Annotated in this window: 14 protein-coding genes; 6 read left to right on the top strand and 8 right to left on the bottom strand. The window is 42.4% G+C overall.

Going from position 1 to position 18,819, the window contains the following annotated elements:
- Positions 1-81: 81 nt before the first annotated feature.
- The 3 genes from IQO02_RS14800 to IQO02_RS14790 form a co-directional block, all read right to left on the bottom strand.
- Positions 82-1,536: an FAD-dependent oxidoreductase gene (locus tag IQO02_RS14800; RefSeq protein WP_010429644.1), complete on the bottom strand. Its 1,455-nt coding sequence runs from the start codon at positions 1,534-1,536 to the stop codon at positions 82-84.
- 549 nt (positions 1,537-2,085) lie between these two features.
- Entirely contained in the window at positions 2,086-4,524 is a 2,439-nt protein-coding gene (locus IQO02_RS14795) for an ABC transporter permease (RefSeq protein ID WP_029189175.1), read from the bottom strand.
- A gap of 1 nt (position 4,525) precedes the next feature.
- The gene (locus IQO02_RS14790) at positions 4,526-5,200 is read right to left on the bottom strand and encodes an ABC transporter ATP-binding protein (protein WP_102282491.1); all 675 of its coding nucleotides are present in this window, start codon (positions 5,198-5,200) and stop codon (positions 4,526-4,528) included.
- Between IQO02_RS14790 and IQO02_RS14785 the strand changes: the two genes are divergently transcribed.
- The 5 genes from IQO02_RS14785 to mrdA all read left to right on the top strand — a co-directional run bounded on the left by IQO02_RS14785 (position 5,199) and on the right by mrdA (position 13,114).
- A complete protein-coding gene (locus tag IQO02_RS14785; protein ID WP_016788251.1) occupies positions 5,199-5,840 on the top strand; it encodes an arylesterase in 642 nt (213 codons plus the stop codon). The two genes, IQO02_RS14790 and IQO02_RS14785, sit on opposite strands and share 2 nt — an antisense overlap.
- Before the next feature lie 81 nt (positions 5,841-5,921).
- Complete coding sequence (gene fabV, locus IQO02_RS14780; RefSeq protein WP_016788250.1) at positions 5,922-7,121, top strand: enoyl-ACP reductase FabV; 1,200 nt, start codon at positions 5,922-5,924, stop codon at positions 7,119-7,121.
- Positions 7,122-7,297: 176 nt separating this feature from the next.
- Entirely contained in the window at positions 7,298-9,205 is a 1,908-nt protein-coding gene (locus tag IQO02_RS14775) for a GGDEF and EAL domain-containing protein (RefSeq protein ID WP_016788249.1), read from the top strand.
- Between the two features lie 119 nt (positions 9,206-9,324).
- Positions 9,325-10,980 carry an ABC-ATPase domain-containing protein gene (locus tag IQO02_RS14770; protein WP_010429631.1) on the top strand — a complete coding sequence of 552 codons (1,656 nt, stop codon included), beginning with the start codon at positions 9,325-9,327 and terminating at the stop codon, positions 10,978-10,980.
- A gap of 235 nt (positions 10,981-11,215) precedes the next feature.
- Positions 11,216-13,114 carry a penicillin-binding protein 2 gene (gene mrdA / locus IQO02_RS14765; protein ID WP_010429629.1) on the top strand — a complete coding sequence of 633 codons (1,899 nt, stop codon included), beginning with the start codon at positions 11,216-11,218 and terminating at the stop codon, positions 13,112-13,114.
- Positions 13,115-13,259: 145 nt separating this feature from the next.
- Here the strand turns inward: mrdA and IQO02_RS14760 are convergent, their stop codons facing one another.
- Together IQO02_RS14760 and IQO02_RS14755 are read right to left on the bottom strand one after the other, a co-directional pair.
- Entirely contained in the window at positions 13,260-13,898 is a 639-nt protein-coding gene (locus tag IQO02_RS14760; RefSeq protein WP_016767430.1) for a DNA-J related domain-containing protein, read from the bottom strand.
- Between the two features lie 157 nt (positions 13,899-14,055).
- Positions 14,056-14,895, bottom strand: coding sequence for an isopenicillin N synthase family dioxygenase (locus tag IQO02_RS14755; protein ID WP_016785231.1), 840 nt, complete (start codon positions 14,893-14,895; stop codon positions 14,056-14,058).
- Between the two features lie 199 nt (positions 14,896-15,094).
- On the opposite strand from IQO02_RS14755, the gene IQO02_RS14750 reads away from it, so the two are divergent.
- Positions 15,095-15,703: a DUF2238 domain-containing protein gene (locus IQO02_RS14750; RefSeq protein WP_016785230.1), complete on the top strand. Its 609-nt coding sequence runs from the start codon at positions 15,095-15,097 to the stop codon at positions 15,701-15,703.
- A 107-nt stretch (positions 15,704-15,810) separates the two neighbouring features.
- Here the strand turns inward: IQO02_RS14750 and IQO02_RS14745 are convergent, their stop codons facing one another.
- From IQO02_RS14745 to IQO02_RS14735, 3 genes are read right to left on the bottom strand one after another with little or no spacing between them, the layout of a single operon-like run.
- Positions 15,811-16,062, bottom strand: coding sequence for a hypothetical protein (locus IQO02_RS14745; protein ID WP_016788247.1), 252 nt, complete (start codon positions 16,060-16,062; stop codon positions 15,811-15,813).
- A 21-nt stretch (positions 16,063-16,083) separates the two neighbouring features.
- Positions 16,084-17,004 carry a DMT family transporter gene (locus IQO02_RS14740; protein ID WP_016788246.1) on the bottom strand — a complete coding sequence of 307 codons (921 nt, stop codon included), beginning with the start codon at positions 17,002-17,004 and terminating at the stop codon, positions 16,084-16,086.
- Positions 17,005-17,034: 30 nt separating this feature from the next.
- Complete coding sequence (locus tag IQO02_RS14735; protein ID WP_010429613.1) at positions 17,035-18,726, bottom strand: SgrR family transcriptional regulator; 1,692 nt, start codon at positions 18,724-18,726, stop codon at positions 17,035-17,037.
- Positions 18,727-18,819: the final 93 nt, after the last annotated feature.

Genomic DNA, 18,819 nt, shown 5'->3' with positions numbered 1-18,819 from the left:
AACCCAGCTTACTACTTGCTAGTAAGCTGGGTTTGACTTTTGGCATCTTGGTTTGGGTAACAAACAAGGCTGAATAAGCTTTTAGTGGTGCTCTTGCCCTGATATTTTAGCAAGAGCGTCCGGGTAACCACGTTCCTTGGTCAAGTCTATCGCTCTGTTTTCAATATCATTTATGTTAAGTGACATTGTCACTGAGTGTGCGCTTTCAATCGGCATAGTCTCGGTCACACCAAACCAACGTTGAGCAACCTTCTGCGCGGCCTCTAGTGTTGAAGACGCCTTTACGACTTCAAGTCGAGCATAGCGATCACCACAGAATGAAACATCTGAAGCTCTTAGACTCGGATCGGTTCCTGGAATCTGCTGCGCGCCAAACAGAGGTTTGCCACCAACCATTGCAGAACTAAAACTTGGGATGAACTGAGACATATGCGTAATTGCAGCACGAGTTCTTAATTCAAGTTGCTCTTCGCTCCAACCGGATACGATTTTCTTAAGAAGCTTTGAAGGCAACTGTGGCTGGGACGAATCTGTTGATGAAGAAACTAGCCCACCCTCAAACAGAGTAATCCCTTCTGTCATACCGTGAAGTTGGAACACACCATCAGCATACGGCGTTAATTGCGCCATACCTTGCGGGGTGCCTCTCGGGCCATGGAAGATTACCTCTGGCCACTCTTCTTTGCATTCTTGAGAATATGGCCACTCTGTCACGTATGCAGCTTTGAACTCAACAAGTCTTTGTTGTTTCGAACCGACAAAATCATCCACAATACCTGTTTCAAACCCACTAGCATTGATCAAGTAGTCAGTCGTCAGATGTTGGTTTTGGTTTTCATGGTCTGAGTAAGTCAAAGACCAGCCTTGTCCTGTCGATTCAACAGACTTTAAGCGACTGTTGGTCAACACAGTACAATTCGGTTGCTTACCTAAAGACAGTTGAGCCGTCGCCGAAAGTCGAAATACACTCCAGCCATACTCTTGAACCATTGCGACCGGGTATTTAAGCGTATCTAAATTAGTATGCTTAGCAAAAGGAATGCACCAGTCGTCGAGTGAAATCGGTTTTAGAGGCTGAGTTTTTGTAGAAAGGGCTAACAACTCATCTTTGCTATAAAGTTTGTAGTACTCATCCGGGTCACCAAGCACTTGATTGCTGTTATCTTGTTTAACAAGCTCAGCGTAAGCGTTTTTGATTATCTTTAAACGAGGAAGTAGATCCATTGGTTCCCCACCATCACTATGCGGCACAGCAATGATTGTTGGGCGTATATTGATGGTGTGTGGGAATAAACGGACGGTATCAATAGACTGAGTGAGAAGTTGTAGACATTGCTCTACAGAAATATCTCGATACAAATTGCCGCCCGCGTGCAGGTGGCAAATAGGTGGGCCATTAACCAAACTCGGCCCTTTTTCCAAGATAGTGACATTAAAACCCAACTCACTAAAGTGAATCGCACTTGTCGTTCCGGCAATGCCGCCACCAACAATGGCAATAGAAGGTTGATTTGTATCCGTTTTGTTGTGGTTCATCGTGTTCTGTAGAATATGATTAACTGTCTCTATTCTACTTTTGTTCTGCGACGAATTAAAACACATTTTTATCAAGGTCTTAGTTGGGCACTTATTAATATCTATGTAAAAAATATAAATAATCTCTTGACTCAATAACTCCAGATAGAGTTTTAAAGGTTATTCTAACAGTCGAATTTGCCCTAAGTGACGCCACATAAAGGCTGCCTCAATACTTGTAAAACAATGATGTTAACTTATCCCTAAAGTTATCCACCGTTTTTGTGGATAACTGTTGATAACGTTCTTGCTAAGTTGCGCAAACCCTTTGTTTACAGGGACTAACCGTTGTTCATTAAATCGGCATTATTGCTCAATAACTTTTAATTAATGCTAAAAAATGTCGATTTTAAGGTGTGAAATTTTTTACTTATACTACGAGTTGGTCAAATAAAAAACGATCTAAAGCGGTGTATTATAGATAGTGCATGACTAAGTATAAAAAATTCACTTTAGACCGTTTGACTCGATTTCGTTAATTTTTAATCTTTACTTGCCGTCTGTTGGTTTTTAACCAAAATCTTTGTTCATTGGCGCTAACAATCGTTTAATCAAACTATTCACGACAGCAGCTAGCGTGATGAAAGTAAGAATTGGTAAAACAACCCAGAGCATTGGGTGAAGCGATGGTTCTAACTCAAAACCAAAGTTCATTACACCGGCTACGCTAAGTTCTGAACCTAGAGCAGCAATAGAACCCGCGACTAAAGCCATTAAGCCATATTCACACCAAATCGTGTTGAGAATCCGCTTCTTACTTGCCCCTAGAGTTCGATACAAGCGTATTTCTTGTTGTCTTTGGGATAAACTCAACCTTAGTAAGGTAAAAATGAGTAACAGCCCCGCTACAACACCCAAAGCCGCAAGCACGGTAATAGACCAAACAATCTGCTTGAGTAGTTCCTGGATCTTACTACCCATTTTACGAATATCCATCAAACTGACGGTTGGATGCTTTCGGGACAGTTCGTTGAGCATTTGATTGTGTTGCTCTTCGAGCCTGAAGCTCACTAGCCAGGTTGACGGAATCGAACTCAAAACATCAGGAGTAAAGATAAAATAGAAGTTCGGTTTCATTTCGCGCCACTCTACTTCTCGGATGCTATTCACTTTTGCGGAAACGCTTTGGCTATTAATGGTAAACGAAAGTTCATCATCAATCTTCAATCCAAGTTGATCAGCCACATCAGATTCAACAGACACGCCCTGCCCTTGTGTCCAACTGCCTTCTAGCACCTCATTGTATTCAGGCAAACTATCACCCCAAGTGAAATTAATCTCACGACTAAGAGCGTCGGTCTGATCAGATGTATCGCTGTATTCTGCTGCCTCTACGCCATTGATTGTCGTCAATCGTCCACGAATAATTGGAAATGCTTGAGTACGCTCTACTTCATTCGAGTCAATGGTCGCGAGATAACTGTCTTTTTCATAGCTCGCAATATTCAGTGCGAAAGCATTGGGTGCGTTTTCAGGTAAGGTTTGTTGCCAATCGGATAATAAATCGCTTCTTACTAACCAAATAATCGATAACAACATTAAAGACAAAGCCAAAGAGCCAAATTGGATGCCCGTTGCTAATGGTGTTCGATTAATTCGGCTTAACGCCAAGCGCATCGATGTTGACGTTGGCAACTTACTGAATAGGCGAAGAACAACCGTACTCACTATTGCTAGCACTAAGAACAGGCATGCAATACCCACTAAGACTATCCATACCAACAAGTTATCGCCGTACATCAACATCATTGGAATAATAGGAACGAGCAATAACAAGTACTTCTTATAACTTTCGTTTGACTGGTGGCTCGATTGAATCACGCTGATTGCTGAGGTCGAGACCAAGCCAATCAATGGAATTCCGAGTGCAGGAACACCAATCAAAAGACTAGATAAAATGGCCAAAATAGCAGGTTCTGCACCATAGCTAGGAAGCGGCGTTGGCAGTAAGTCTCCGAGCGGAATTCGAAGCAAAAACTCTAGGCCTATACCTATAGCGATGCCTAATACTGCACCAATAACCACAAGTAGAAAGACCTGTACTGACAGCCATTTAATGATCCATTGCTTACTCGCCCCCAAGCTTTTAAGCATCGCGATGGTTTTACGACGACTCGCCACATAGTGCTGGCAAGTTAAAACTAAAGTCGTTGCAGCCATAATCACCACGATGGCAACGGTCAGTGACAGGTATTGCGTGGTGCTTTCAAACATCTCATTGGTGCGGCTTGCTGAATCTTGCGTGCGCCATCGATCGCTTGGTGTTAATTCGATACTGTCTTGAGCGGATTTAAGCTGTGTTTCATCGCCGTTCAAAAACAATCTAAAGCTAACGCGACTGCCCGGTTGAATTGCACCCGTGGCATCGATATCACTTTCGTGTATCAATACTGCAGGCATCTGTTGGAATGGGTTAAAGCTCAACCCAGGCTCTTGGGTGATTCGCCCTGTTATCGTTAAATCCGCATCGCCAATCGTGACATTGTCACCAATTTCAACTTCAAGTTGAGCAAATATACGTTCATCCAGCCAAAGTTCCCCCGGCTCTACGTGATTTCTAAACGTATCATTAGCTTGCTGAAGTATCATTTCGCCGCGTAATGGATAATTGCTTTCAACAGCCTTAACCGTGACTAACTGCATTGAGTGGTCACTAAATGCCATGGTTGAAAAACGGGTTAATTGGGAGCTTTCTAACTGCTCAGCTTCAGTGAGTTCGAGTAAGAGCTGTGGGATTGGGTTCGCCGAAATAAACACACTGTCCGCTGTTAAAGCATCCTTTCCCTGCTTAACAATGACTTGTTCCATACGCTCCGCCAACGCTGACAACGCGAATACACAGGCAATAATTAGTGTTAAAGCGATCGATACTGGCCACAGTTGTCCGTGTCGAATCTCTTCTATACTCCATGAAAACAGGCGTTTGTTGAGTCCCTTTGATGAATTCAATTTAGACTTCCTCTATATTACCGACGTGCATTTTCAAAGTTCGCTGGCAACGTTGTGCAAGCTTAGGATCATGTGTCACTAAGACTAACGTTGTTCCGTGGGAAGAGTTGAGCTCAAACAACAGCTCGATAATTTTTGCTGCCGTCTGTTGGTCTAGGTTGCCGGTAGGTTCATCGGCAAACAAGATTTTTGGTTTGATCATAAAGGCACGGGCTAAAGCTACTCTTTGTTGCTCGCCGCCAGATAGTTGAGATGGTAAGTGATCGAGCCTGTCTTTTAATCCGACAGACTCTAATAAAGCGGTCGCACGTTCGATGTCTTCGTCTTCACCTTTAAGCAAACAAGGTAGTGTGACATTTTGCAGTGCAGATAAACTTGGGATTAACAAAAAGCTCTGAAATACAAACCCGACAGATTCACTGCGGATTTTTGCTCTAGCTTCATCATCAAGTTGTGATAGAGGCTGACCTAATAAACTGATTTCGCCCATTGTTGGTACATCAAGACCCGCAAGCAAAGTCATTAAGGTCGATTTACCAACACCGGATGTCCCCACAATCGCCACAGTTTCGCCTTCACGAATATCGATATCGACGTGTTCTAAGATTGTTAAATGTTCTTGATTAGTAGACACTGTCTTGGAAACAGCTTCTGCTTTTATGATGGATGTATGCATGACTCGACTAATTTCCTTTTTATTTTTTATTTTATTTTCAACCGCTTCGTTGGCTCAAAATACTGAGCTAGTTCGAAATCCTACGTTAGCTCCAAGCGCTACTTTATTGATACTTGGCGATAGTTTGAGTGCTGGCTACAACATGGATATCAAACAGAGTTGGCCAAGTTTGCTGCCGGACGCTCTTACGAAGCATGATAAAGCGATTACCGTGGTTAATGGTAGTATCTCTGGTGACACAACAGGCAACGGTTTAGCACGTTTACCGCAGCTACTTGAAGAGCATGCGCCTGACACCGTTCTTATTGAGCTAGGAGCGAATGACGGACTTCGTGGCTTCCCACCTAAGCTTATGTCTGCAAATTTAGACCAAATCATTGAGCAGATAAAAGCCTCGGGCGCCATACCAATCATGATGCAGATAAAAATCCCACCTAACTACGGTAAGCGTTATAACCAACAATTTGAATACGTTTTCACGTCACTTGCTGATCAAAAAAATGTACCGCTTTTGCCATTTTTCCTGGAGCATATCATCCTTAAACCTGAGTGGATGATGAACGATGGATTGCATCCAAAACCTGAAGCTCAACCTTGGATCGCTGAATTTGTCGCCGAAGAATTATATCAGTATCTTTAGGTTTTAATGGTCTAGCTCAATAAATTTTACACAGCTTTACGTTAGCCTGAGTGCATATCGCCGTTAACTGTAAGGTTATTTATGCTGATCGAACCTATTATCAAGGGTGTGGTAGCCAAAAGCGCTCATCCTCTTGGCTGTCAAGAAGCTGTCAAGCAACAAATTAAATTTGTTAAGAGTGCGCCGCAAATCAAAAATGGCCCTAAACGAGTACTGATTCTCGGCGCTTCCTCGGGCTTCGGACTCGCCTCTCGTATCGCCCTTACTTTTGGCGGGGCTAAAGCAGACACCATCGGTGTTTCATTTGAACGTGGTCCTAATGAAAAATCGCTAGGGACCGCCGGTTGGTACAACAACATCTATTTCAAAAAAGAAGCCGAACGTGAACAACGTACTGCGATAAACATCGTTGGAGATGCTTTTTCAAAAGAAACACGTGCACAAGTTGTCGAAGCCATTGAAACTTACTTCGAAGGTGAAGTCGATCTCATTGTATACAGCTTAGCTGCTGGCGTTAGACCTAAACCCGATTCCGATGAATTCTGGCGCTCCGCGATTAAACCTATTGGCGAAAGCGTTACCGGCGCCACCATCTCTCTTCAACATGACAACTGGGTGACCAATACGCTTGAAGCTGCGACGGAAGAAGAAGCCGAAAGTACACTCAAGGTAATGGGCGGAGAAGATTGGGAAAACTGGATAGATGATCTCATTAACGCAGAATCTATTGCCCCAGGGTGTAAGACAATTGCGTTTTCTTATGTTGGCCCAGAAGTGACACACCCTATTTATCTAGACGGCACTTTAGGTCGTGCCAAGATAGATCTTCACCAAACCAGCCACGCGCTCAACCTTGAGTTGGCAAACTTTGATGGTAACGCTTACGCGACGGTTTGTAAGGCATTGGTGACTAAGGCAAGCGTATTCATTCCAGGATTAAGTCCTTACCTACTTGCTCTGTATAAAGTAATGAAAGAAAAGGAGACACACGAAGGTTGTATCCAGCAGATGCAGCGTCTTTTTAGCAGCAAATTATATGGCCAATCAAAAGTACCACTTGATGGTGAACGCCTGATAAGAATGGATGATTGGGAGTTAGATCCTGAGACACAAGCGCATGTTGCAGAGTTACTTGATGTTATGGATGGAAATAACTTCCAAACCCTGGGTGACTACAAAGGGTTTAAAGAGGAGTTTCTGCAGTTAAATGGATTTGCTCAGCCATCCGTAGACTATAATCAGAAACTTAACACTGAAGATTTTATAAAGTTAAAGCCTTAATTGAAACTTATCTCATTACTGAGACCCAGATTCATATTTGAAAACCTCTGTGAAATTGCAGAGGTTTTTTTCTATAACATTTCTTATACTTAGTTTACGTAAGATTCACAGTTTTTGGTTCATCATAATTGACACAGGATGTGTTGATGCATTTAGCATAATAGACTCGGAGTCATATGAAGAAAATCAAAACTCTAGATTTAGACATCCCAGACGATATGGAGTCTAGTTGGCAAAATATTGTTGACCTTTTAGCTCAAATCACTCAAGTGCCCGCTGCACTCATCATGCGTGTTCACACCAATTACCTTGAAGTATTCTCTACTAGCAGCAGTGAAAACAACCCATATAAGAAAGGCGATACAGAAATATTGGGAAACGGGCTTTATTGTGAAAGCGTTATGGAGTCTCAACAACAGCTCGTTGTGCCCAACGCTTTGGCCGATCCAAAATGGAAAAACAACCCAGATGTCGAGCTCGGCTTAGTTTCTTACTGTGGTATTCCGCTGCTATGGCCTAATGGTGAGCTTTTCGGCACCATATGTATTTTAGATTCTAAAGAAAACCATTACACACCTACCTACATCAAGCTGTTAGAAAGCTTTCGAATCTCTATAGAATCTCAGCTAAAAACCCTGTTTCAACACGCTAAGCTGACTCAAATGAATCGAGACTTGAAAAATCGCGTTTATACTCGAACCAAGGATCTCGCAAGCCTCAACTATTCCTTAAATCAAGAAATTGATAAACGAAAAGCCGCTGAGCAAAAGATAAACTTTCAAAAGAATCATGATTTAGGAACCGGTTTTTTAAACCGCAATGCGTTTGAATCCCGCTTAAACAACAAACTTTCAGCCAAAACAACGCTAACTGGCCGTTCATTCGCTGTCGTCCATATTGGATTTACTAACGGAAGACGCATCCAAGCACGCTATGGTTACAACGCATTAGATCAAGTGCTCGTAGAATATCGACAACGAATCGACAGCATAGCCGATCTTGAGGTATTAACCGCGCGCCCTACTTCGATTGACCTCGTACTTGCGTTCAGTGTTAAAGATTTAGACCATCGCCTTGAAGAGCTTTGTCAAACTTTGGTTAGAGTGGGACATTCCGAGTTCGATATTGAAAACGATAAAATTCACTTACATGCATTTATTGGGATTGCGGTAACGGATAGTGAAGACGATGCGGAAAGTGTATTGCAAAAGTCATCAGAAGCGATGCTTGCTTGTAAAGATTCAGGACAAAAATTTGCTTACTACTCGCAAACCCATGCCGAAGAACAAAGTCACATCAATAAGATTGAGAGTTACCTACTACAGGCCGTTCGTAATGATGACCTCATGCTCTATTTTCAACCCAAAGTCTGTCCATTAACTCATCGCTGGGTTGGTGCAGAGGCTCTACTACGTTGGCGTCACCCAGTTTTGGGAGACATCTCCAACGAAACTTTGATACACATGGCTGAGCAAAACGGTTTGATTTTTGAAGTCGGTAGCTTTGTTCTACGTCATGCGATCGAAAAAGCCAAAGAATGGTCGAAACACGTTCAAGACTTCAAAATGGCTGTTAATGTGTCAGCAGTCCAACTCAAGAACGTCCACTTTGCAGAACAAGTCGTTCACCTATTAGAAACTTACCACCTTGAGCCCTATTTATTAGAACTGGAAGTCACTGAAAGTGGACTGATTGCAGATGAAGTTGTTGCCAAGAATACATTGGAATCACTACACGACATTGGCGTTACATTGTCACTAGATGATTTTGGTACCGGTTACGCATCATTCAGTTACCTTAAGAAATTTCCGTTTGATGTTATTAAGATTGATAAGAGTTTCATCGACCAAATGCTCAACTCAAATGAAGACTCAGAAATTGTCCGATCTATTGTTCAAATAGCCAAAAAGCTCGACTTAAAAGTGACGATTGAAGGAGTAGAATCTGAAGTTCAAGAGAAGTTTATTATTGATGAGGGTTGTGATGTGGCTCAAGGATATCTTTACGGTAGACCAATGCCGAGCCAAGAATTCGAACACAGCTTAATCAATCAAAACTATTTAGGGACAACTCGTTACGCTTAAAGCGAAAAAGATCAGTTAGTTTTGGATTTAGGCCTACTTTCTCTTTACTCTAAAGGTGGTGATTTTTATAATCGCCGCCTTTCTGTTTTTATCTTCCCTTTATATAGGCATTCCTCGTTATGGATCAGTTGACTGCAAAGCTTAAAAAGCTCGAAAAACAAAACTTCCGCGCATATCAACAAATTAAAGGTCAATACGACTTTGCTGATTTCGAATTACACATCGACCACGTTCAAGGTGACCCGTATGCATCATCTTCACGTTTTCGCGCAACACGCGCCTGGTCGTTAACAGGGTTAGATTGGCTTAAAGAAAAATCTTATGAATACCAAGTAGCAGCTCGTGATTTTATTGCACGCAGCTTCTCTGAGTTTGCTAAGCAAGAAGCGACGGTCTCTATTGCACTGACAGGTCAAACCGTTTTAGACAATACTGCTGTTGTTTTCACTGATCACGGTATCGAAATTCGTTTTCGTATCAACCTACCTGCTGATGGTCGCAGTATTCTTGCAAAGAAAGCAATTAACATCATTACATTCTATTTGCCTAAGTTTATTCGTCGCGCAACGCTTGAACGCGAACTCAACATTGAAGCGATGATTAAACATTGTGAAGCTGTTGAAGACCAAGACGCATTACGTGCTCAATTAGAAGAAAACAACCTAGCGGCATTCGTTGCAAATGGCAGTGTATTACCTCGTATTGCAGGTAACTGTGACCTGCCAATGAAAGGTGCGGTTCCTTTCCTAGCACCAGAGTCTTTGAGTGTGACGCTAAACACACCAAACCAAGGTGATGTGACAGGCCTAGGTATTCCAAAAGGTATCACACTGATTGTTGGTGGTGGTTTCCATGGTAAATCTACACTATTGAACGCCGTAGAACGTTCTATCTACAACCATATTCCTGGTGATGGTCGTGAAGGCATTGTTACTGCTACGGATACAATGAAGATCCGAGCGGAAGATGGCCGATGCGTACATAACTTGAACTTATCTAACTACATCAACCATTTACCGATGCAAAAAGATACGTCTGATTTTAGTACTCAAGATGCTTCTGGCTCTACATCTCAAGCTGCTTGGTTACAAGAATCGATTGAAGCGGGTGTACAAACGCTCCTTATCGATGAAGATACGTCAGCGACTAATTTCATGATTCGTGACGAGCGTATGCAAGCGCTGGTATCAAAAGGGGCTGAGCCTATCACTCCACTTGTTGACCGTATTGGTCAACTTCGCGAAGAGATGGACATATCAACTATCGTAGTAATGGGTGGTTCTGGCGATTACTTAGATGTGGCAGATACTGTGATTCAAATGCACGACTACCAAGCCGTAGACGTCACTGAAAAAGCTCAAGAAGTGATCGCTCAACATCCTACTCAGCGAACTAACGAATGTGAGACGGCATTAGAAACGTTTGTTCCTCGCTCGTTAAACCGCGCTGCACTAATGAACATTCTTACTGACGGAAAATTCAGAGTTAACGCGAAAGGCAAAGAGTCACTGCGTTTTGGTAAGGAATTTGCTGACCTTTCAGCATTAGAGCAATTAGAGTCGACTTCAGAAGTGAACGCGATTGGTTGGGCTTGGTTCCAGTTTGCACAAACGCCGGGTTGGTCAAACAACCCTGCAAAAGAATTCAACGCAATTCTAAGTGATGAATGGTACGCAAACATGCCGAAATATGGTGACTTAGCAAAACCAAGAATACTCGATGTAATGGCGGCTCTAAACCGTATGCGTAAATCTCAGTTCAAACCTTCGAACTAGATATACCCAACAGCACTAATACATATCTTCGGCTCTCACTCATGAGGGCCATTTTTTCGCGTGTATTCTCTAAATTTCTCGTGGATCCCCGTCTAATTTAATTCAGTTTTCTTTATTGCATTCGTAATATCAGACAATCTTGTAAATAATGACACAGCTTTTACAAAGCCATGGTGATATTCAGATAAAGTCCTGCCTCGACAAATGTAACTAAATGTAACTGACTGAGGTTTTGATGAACCACAAACGCGTAAAAATGCGTGATCATAAAAGCGAAGTAAATTTATTCAGAAATCGTGTCATCGTGGCATTTCTCGGGATTGTGATCTTCACCCTCGTCTTGATTGGAAATCTTTATAGACTCCAAGTCCAAAATTTTGAGAGCTACCAAACTCGCGCCGATGGTAATCGAATCAAAGTACTGCCAATCGCTCCGACTCGTGGGCTGATATACGACCGCAATGGTGTGCTATTGGCTGAAAACCAACTCGTCTATGATTTGACAATGATTCCTGAACAAACGGATGACGTTGAGTTGATGATCGAAAAGCTCAATAAGTTTATTCCTCTAAATGAGGAACAAATCGCTCGTTTCACAAAGCGCTTTAAGAACACTCGCCGTTTTAAGTCGGTAACAATACTGGAAAACCTCACAGAAGAAGAAATCGCTAAGTTTTCTGTTCATCAATATCAATTTCCGGGTTTATCCATCAATACCAGCCTAAAACGTTTTTACCCTAGCGGTGAAATACTAACTCATGTTTTAGGGTATGTTGCTCATATCAATGATAGCGATCTAAAAAAGCTAGAAGAACAAGGTAAAGACGCTAACTATCAAGCCACTACCACCATAGGTAAACTCGGCGTGGAGCGATATTACGAAGACTTACTCCACGGACAAAAAGGTTATCAAGAAGTTGAAGTCAATAGCCGTGGTCGTGTTGTGAGAACAATCCAATACGTCCCCCCCGTCGCAGGTAAAGACATCGTTCTCAACATCGATATCGAGTTACAAAAGTACGTGTTCGAGCAACTCGAAAATCGCACTGGTAGTGCTGTGATTCTTGATCCGAAAGACAACAGTGTTTTAGCGATGGCATCGAGTCCTAGTTATGACCCAAATCTGTTTGTTGATGGTATATCGAGTAAAAACTATCAAGTATTACTGAACGATCCTGCTCATCCCTTGGTGAATCGCACAACGTTAGGCGTGTACCCGCCCGCCTCTACAGTTAAACCATTTATGGCCGTTGCTGGGCTACAAGAGCATGTCATTTCAGAAAATACCGTTCGTAATGATCATGGTATATGGCGAATTCCAGGTTCTAAATCCAATTCGAAAGCATGGCGAGATTGGAAGCGTTGGGGACATGGTCCTGTCGATGTGACACAAGCGATTGAAGAATCGGTTGATTCATTCTTTTATCAAACCGCTTTTGATCTGGGCATCGATCGTATTTCAACTTGGATGAATCGCTTTGGCTTTGGCAAACCAACAGGAATTGATATCTATGAAGAGAGTAACGCCAATATGCCGACACGTGAGTGGAAAATGATGCGCTATCGTACGCCTTGGTATCAAGGTGATACAGTTCCAATCGGTATTGGCCAGGGCTACTGGACTTCTACACCTCTACAATTAGCTAAAGCAACGTCAGTTTTGGTTAATCACGGTAAAGTCATGCCTCCCCATATTTTACGAGCAACGTTAGATCACGGAGAAGATTTTGACACGCAACAACTTGTTAAATCTGATTCAATGCCGTCTATCACTGAGGTGCCAGATAATATATGGGATGTGCCGATCAACGCAATGCGACTCGTAAACCACGGTAGTAGAGGCAGCGGCAGACGTGCATTTAAGGGAACTAATTATACTAGTGGTGGGAAATCAGGGACGGCACAGGTGTTTGATCTGGCGAAGGATCAAGTTTACAACTCTAAAAAGCTCGCAACGCACCTACTCGACCACGCTCTTTACACAGCCTTTGCACCTTATGAACACCCTGAATATGTCGCAACTGTTGTAATTGAACATGGTAACGGTGGTTCAAAAGTAGGTGCGCCTTATATCCGCAAAGTTCTGGATTATGCTTTTGAGCATAAAAGTGGTCAGAACAAAGATCACTCCTAGCACTAACAAATAAAATAGCACCAACACATAACGTATGTTAAAGCACATAGACGTAATGACGACAAAGCCCTACTTGTTTCACTCACTAGGTAGGGCCTTCTATTTTGGGCTTCAAATCAACTAGGTATCAAAAAGTTACGTTCGATTACGAGCTTCGCAATACATGCCACGCTTCACAGAGCGTTTGAAATTTTGCCGTGTTGCCTTCGTCTCTGTCTGGATGCCATCTCAACGCCAGTTGTCTCCATCGTTTTCTAATCTCATGGTGAGTGGCGTCTAAAGGTAACTCAAATAAGCTCAACGCTCGGTTTCGATCCATATCGAGCTCATCACCACCAACAAACTTCCTGTATCGAGTCCAAAATTCGTTCAACAGCCTTTTGACTTCGCCTTCATCAGCTTCATAGTTAACCCAGTTAATGTAGTAGTCTCTAAGTGGGTCTTGATGATCGATGCAGTGACTGCTTTCGTGATAACGACCATTCATCAATTCGATATCCATCGCTTGGACTTGCAGCCAGCTATCAGGGTGTAAGGTTTCTTGAAGCTGATAAAGCGCATTCATGATGAGGAAGTTCTTTTTGAACAACTCTTTCTCAGCCACAGCATCTAACACTGGAACAAGCCCAAGGTCATTGAGGTGCGCTGCTAGTGTATGCACTTTCCAGCCACTTGGCTTATGTTTGAGTACTTCCATAATTGGCCAAAGCAAAGGGTTTTCCATATGAGCTTGGAAACTACAGCTTATGTCTTGATTGCTCGATGTATTTAGCTTGTCTAGCATAATGAATGGGCCCGTGGCCAAGTACCTGAAGTTCTTTAATTGAAAGCGATTTATGGAAATTTGTCGAGTTTCAAATAAAAAAAATTCAAACAGTTAAACGTATATAAGCAAAAGGACCAGCATTACGCTGGCCCTTTAGAGAATAAAACTTATTTAATTAGATAACGCCAAGCTCTCGTAGACGTTCCATTAAATATTCATTCGCAGTGTATTTTTCTGATAATACCACTTCTGGTTTCGGGTGTAAGAATAGCGGAAGAGAGATACGTGACTTCTCTTGGCGCTCGCCCGATGGGTTAATCACGCGATGTGTCGTTGATGGGAAGTAACCGCCTGACGCTTCTTGAAGCATGTCGCCGATGTTGATGATCATGTTACCGAAGTCACATGGAACATCTAACCACTCGTCATTTTGAGCTTTAACTTGAAGGCCCGGCTCGTTTGCAGCAGGAAGAACAGTCAGTAGGTTGATATCTTCGTGTGCTGCTGCACGGATAGCGCCTGGCTCTTCGTCACCTTGCATTGGTGGGTAGTGAAGTACGCGAAGTAATGTTTGCTCGCTACCGTTAATCATTTCAGACAGAGCAATTGAAAATTTCTCTTGTACTTCTTTAGGAGCATGCGCTTCAACCCAACCCAATAGCTCTTGAGCAAAAGTGTTAGCACGTTGGTAGTAATCTAGAATCTGTTCTTTCAACTGATCAGGAATCTGGCCCCAAGGGTATACGTGAAAGTACTCTTTGATATCTTTTACAGTGTGGCCCTTTGCAACTTCAGACACTGAAGGTGGAAAATATCCATCTTGTGTTTCAACATTAAAGTGGAAGTTCTCTTTCTCTTCAGAGATGAAAAATTGGTACCAGTTTTCGTAAATAGACTCAACAAGCTCTTTCGGAATTGGGTGGTTTTTTAGTACGCCAAATCCAGTTTCACGTAGAGAGCGAACAAATTGTTCTGCTGCGTCGTCAGCAAGATAATCGACAGTTTCCAGTTTCATGACTTTCTTTCTTGTTATGTAGTGATTGAGAGATTTTATGGTTCGCTTTGTTGTAAATCAAACTTTTGTGAAACTCTCGCAATCGTTTGTCTAGATACTGGGCTACAACACTAATTTTCAACAAATTTGGTAATACACCCCAATTGAACAGTGTTCAAAACTGTGTAACTATTAATGAAACTTATATTGGGATCTGATGATGACAACTACACCACTTGTTCAAAATAGACCTTTACTTACGTTAACCGCCTTCTATTTGGTTATCTTTCTATTCTCTGCATTTTCGCCTTCTTCGAGAGCTGTGTGGATAGCGGAAATTGTACCTGCATTATGTATTCTCGTTGGTATTTGGTGGCTTTCGACTAAGCTTACTTTCTCAAAAACGTCTTATGCTCTAATGTTTATCTGGCTTATCTTGCACACGATTGGCGCGAAATATACTTTCGCAGAAGTGCCATTTGATTGGTTCAATAACATGATAGGTTCTGAACGTAACAACTTTGACCGCGTGGCGCACTTCTCTATTGGTCTTTATGCTTACCCACTCGCTGAGTACTTGATTCGTAAAAAGCTGGCTCAACCGATATTGGCCTGTTTCTTTGCGCTATTTGCGATCATGAGTGTGGCTGCAGGTTATGAAATTATAGAGTGGTGGTACGCGGAGATTGCAGGTGGTGATGAAGGTATCTCGTTCCTTGGTTCACAAGGTGATATTTGGGATGCACAGAAAGACATGCTGTGTGATACCACGGGTGCAATTGTTTCACTACTGCTTCTTAAGCTTCAAGGGATTGTCAGAGCTTATTGAGCTCAATCTTTTATTCTGAGTATCAAAAGCAACGTTGAAATGCCAAACACAAACAGTGTTTTGGCATTTTTAGTGGGTCATCATACTTGGTATTTGATAATGACTGTTTATTTCATTGTGACCTTTCCACCAACAAATTTGTAAGCAGGCGTCCCTCGAACCAAGGTGTCTCGCGCAAATTCAACCCCGCATTCAGGGCACACACATGGCTCTGTCGTGAAGTCTTCAACAATACGCTCCTTAAAACACTTCATGAGTGCACCTTTGCCACCTTTGCGATACTTAAAAAGTTGCGTTTTACATTTCGCACAGAAAATGTGAACCGTTTTGATCGGTTGTTTCTTATTTGGTTTAGCCATAGAAGTTAATGATTCAACTCTTTATTTCTTAAGTTTAGGTGCGACAAGAACCAAGCTGATCCCAAGTAAAATAACCGTAGATGAAACAACAAACTGCATGGTTACTGGTTCAGATAGTAATAATACGCCTCCAAGCGTTGCTATTACTGGCACAGAAAGCTGCGCGATCGACGCAACCACAGTATTGAGCTTTTTCACGACGTAATACCACACGCTATAACCCACTCCCGAAGCAACAGAACCTGACATAACCGCGTAAATCATGCCTTGTTCGGTGATAGATATTTGAGGTAACACGCTAGGTAGAACAACAAATATACTTAACACTACGATAATGGCTAGTGAACCGAATGCAAAATTGGCAGTCGTTGATTGAAGAGCGTCTGTGGATTTTTTACCTGCTAACGTGTAAATACCCCACGCGATTCCTGCTAATGACATCAATACAATAGAGAGCAAATCTGGTGAACGAGCAGATCCTGTCGGCATCAATAAGTAAGCGAGACCTGCGACAGACAATAGACATCCCCCCCACTCAAGTGATGACATTCTATTTCCTGACAACAAGTGTGCCGCAATCATAGTAAATTGCACAGCGACAAAGAGCACGAGAGCACCAAGCCCGGCTCCAAGTTCCAAGTAAGCAAACGAGAAACCAAACATATAAACGAGCAGCGACAATATTGAAGTCAATTGAAATTGAGACCTAAGCTTTGTGAGAGCGGATGCACTTGTTTTTGACTCCACAAGCTTAGGTTCAGATGTCGATTTAGATTGGGAAGATAAGGTTAATAAAATCAGAAGTGTCGCCGCACCAGACAAGATACGCACGATCGAAAAACTCAAAGGATCAATCGTTTGATCCATTAATGCCCAGCGACACAAGACTGAATTGGCAGCAAAGGCCACCAGCGTAATAAGTGTGATCATCGCAGTTTGCATTGTTTTGTCCTAATTGCATTTTCTAGTATTTCAATCAACTTCAGGCTTAACCCAAACTTGGCTAAAGTCGAACCAACCAAGTGCATTGCACTTGGCATTTTGCAGCGTACCGCATTGATCTTTATTAACACCTAACCAGCAATGGAACATAGGTATCAATTGATTACTTTGTACGAGTTGTTTACCAAGTTGTCTTGCAGGGAATTGCTCAAATTCACCGGACCGCCAACGATCAATCATATGACACCACTGGTCAAAATCGTCCGCTGGGCTAGATTCATCGAGAAAACTGTAATCCATCAACCAACCCGCCAACGCATCGTCTCGATTATTAGCAATACCCATTGGGTTGATCCAAATATCAACGTCATCGGCATGTGGTGGTTCTGTTTTGTAACCGTGAAGTTCAACATCAACATTGTATTGCTTTAATACTGTGACAATCGCTTTTGCTAACGTTGGAAACATTGGATGCTGGCATTGGTACGCCAGTCTTATAGTCGGTTTACTGTTTGCTGGTGGACAAACTGGAGTCTTCAATTTGATGTCATACCAACCAGGCTTGATTCCATATGCGTGAAGTACGCCCAGGTCTATGACAGTTTCTTTGGGAATATGCACAAACAGATCAGCCGCATTCAAGGTGTTCGATAAAAACTCTGCCCACGCCGGATCTTTTGCAATACCCTTTTTTCTGTTCAGTAACAAATACGTACAACCAGGATCAAGTTCAACTTCATCACTGTCGCCACGGTCTGCCATCACAGGCTTAGAAAGACTTGGATAAACCATTGATGAATACGCCTCATCGACAACCCAAACTTCAACACGGTCTATCAGAGGCCTAAAACCAAAGTATCCATTAAAAGCATTTAACACGAGTTGCTTTTCGTCGTTCTTCTCTACGCGATACGGGCCGGTGCCGATAGGTCTAATATCATAATCTTCGCCACGTAAAGTCATCGGTAACGTGACTTTAGCAACCGATTCAGTGAGAGCGAGGGGGAAATGCCTATCCGGACGCGTTAAAAAAACATCGACGACGCAATTTGCTGGCGATGAGACATCTTTAATATGAGAGAACATATTGAGCGGCTCAAGTTGTAAAAGCGTATCCACTACATGATTAGTTAATAGCGGTTCTCCGTTATGAAAGCGGACCCCCGGTCTCAAGAAAAATCGCCATTGATAGTCATTTATTTTTTGCCAAGAGTGAGCTAAATCCGGCTGTAGTTGATCATTTTCGTCTAGGCGGGTTAAACCACTAAAAACCTGACAAGCAATGTGTTGTTCAGAACGGCGCATTGATTTGGTAGGGTTGAGCATTGATAGTGGACGATAATAAGGTAAACGTATGACCTGTTCACCCTCTTGATACTGTACACCTAAATAGTTCTGTATAACTTGAGTGAGTTTTGCAGCATTGTGGTCGAGCACTGAAAGTGCCTGTCCAATTTTGCCTTCTTGTAAATAGCGCGTAGCTAAGTTTTCGCTTACATCACAACGATTCTGCTTAAAGATAAGTTGAGATAATTTACCCCGCCCCGCAGCAGGTAACCACTCTACCCACCCTTCTTCTTCGAGCTTGTTGAGAACCATTCGGGCATTTCGGCGCGTACAACAAAGGACATCTGTGATGTCGTCTAACTGAACATCAGAATCTTTACCGTCAAAATGTTCAAATAGAGTTTCAAATTGAACACGAAGTCTTGGGCTACTCATAAAGAGGAAAACTTATTCAAAGGATATTGAATTCAGTTTCCCTATTTTACGAGTCAAAATCAATCGAACTTATGATTTATTACGAAGAGATTA

Origin of the sequence: Vibrio sp. OPT24, assembly GCF_015163545.1 — a bacterium.
GTDB classification, from domain to species: domain Bacteria; phylum Pseudomonadota; class Gammaproteobacteria; order Enterobacterales; family Vibrionaceae; genus Vibrio; species Vibrio cyclitrophicus.
Note: the sequence above shows the minus strand (reverse complement) of the source record. Positions and strands in the feature narration are given on the sequence as shown.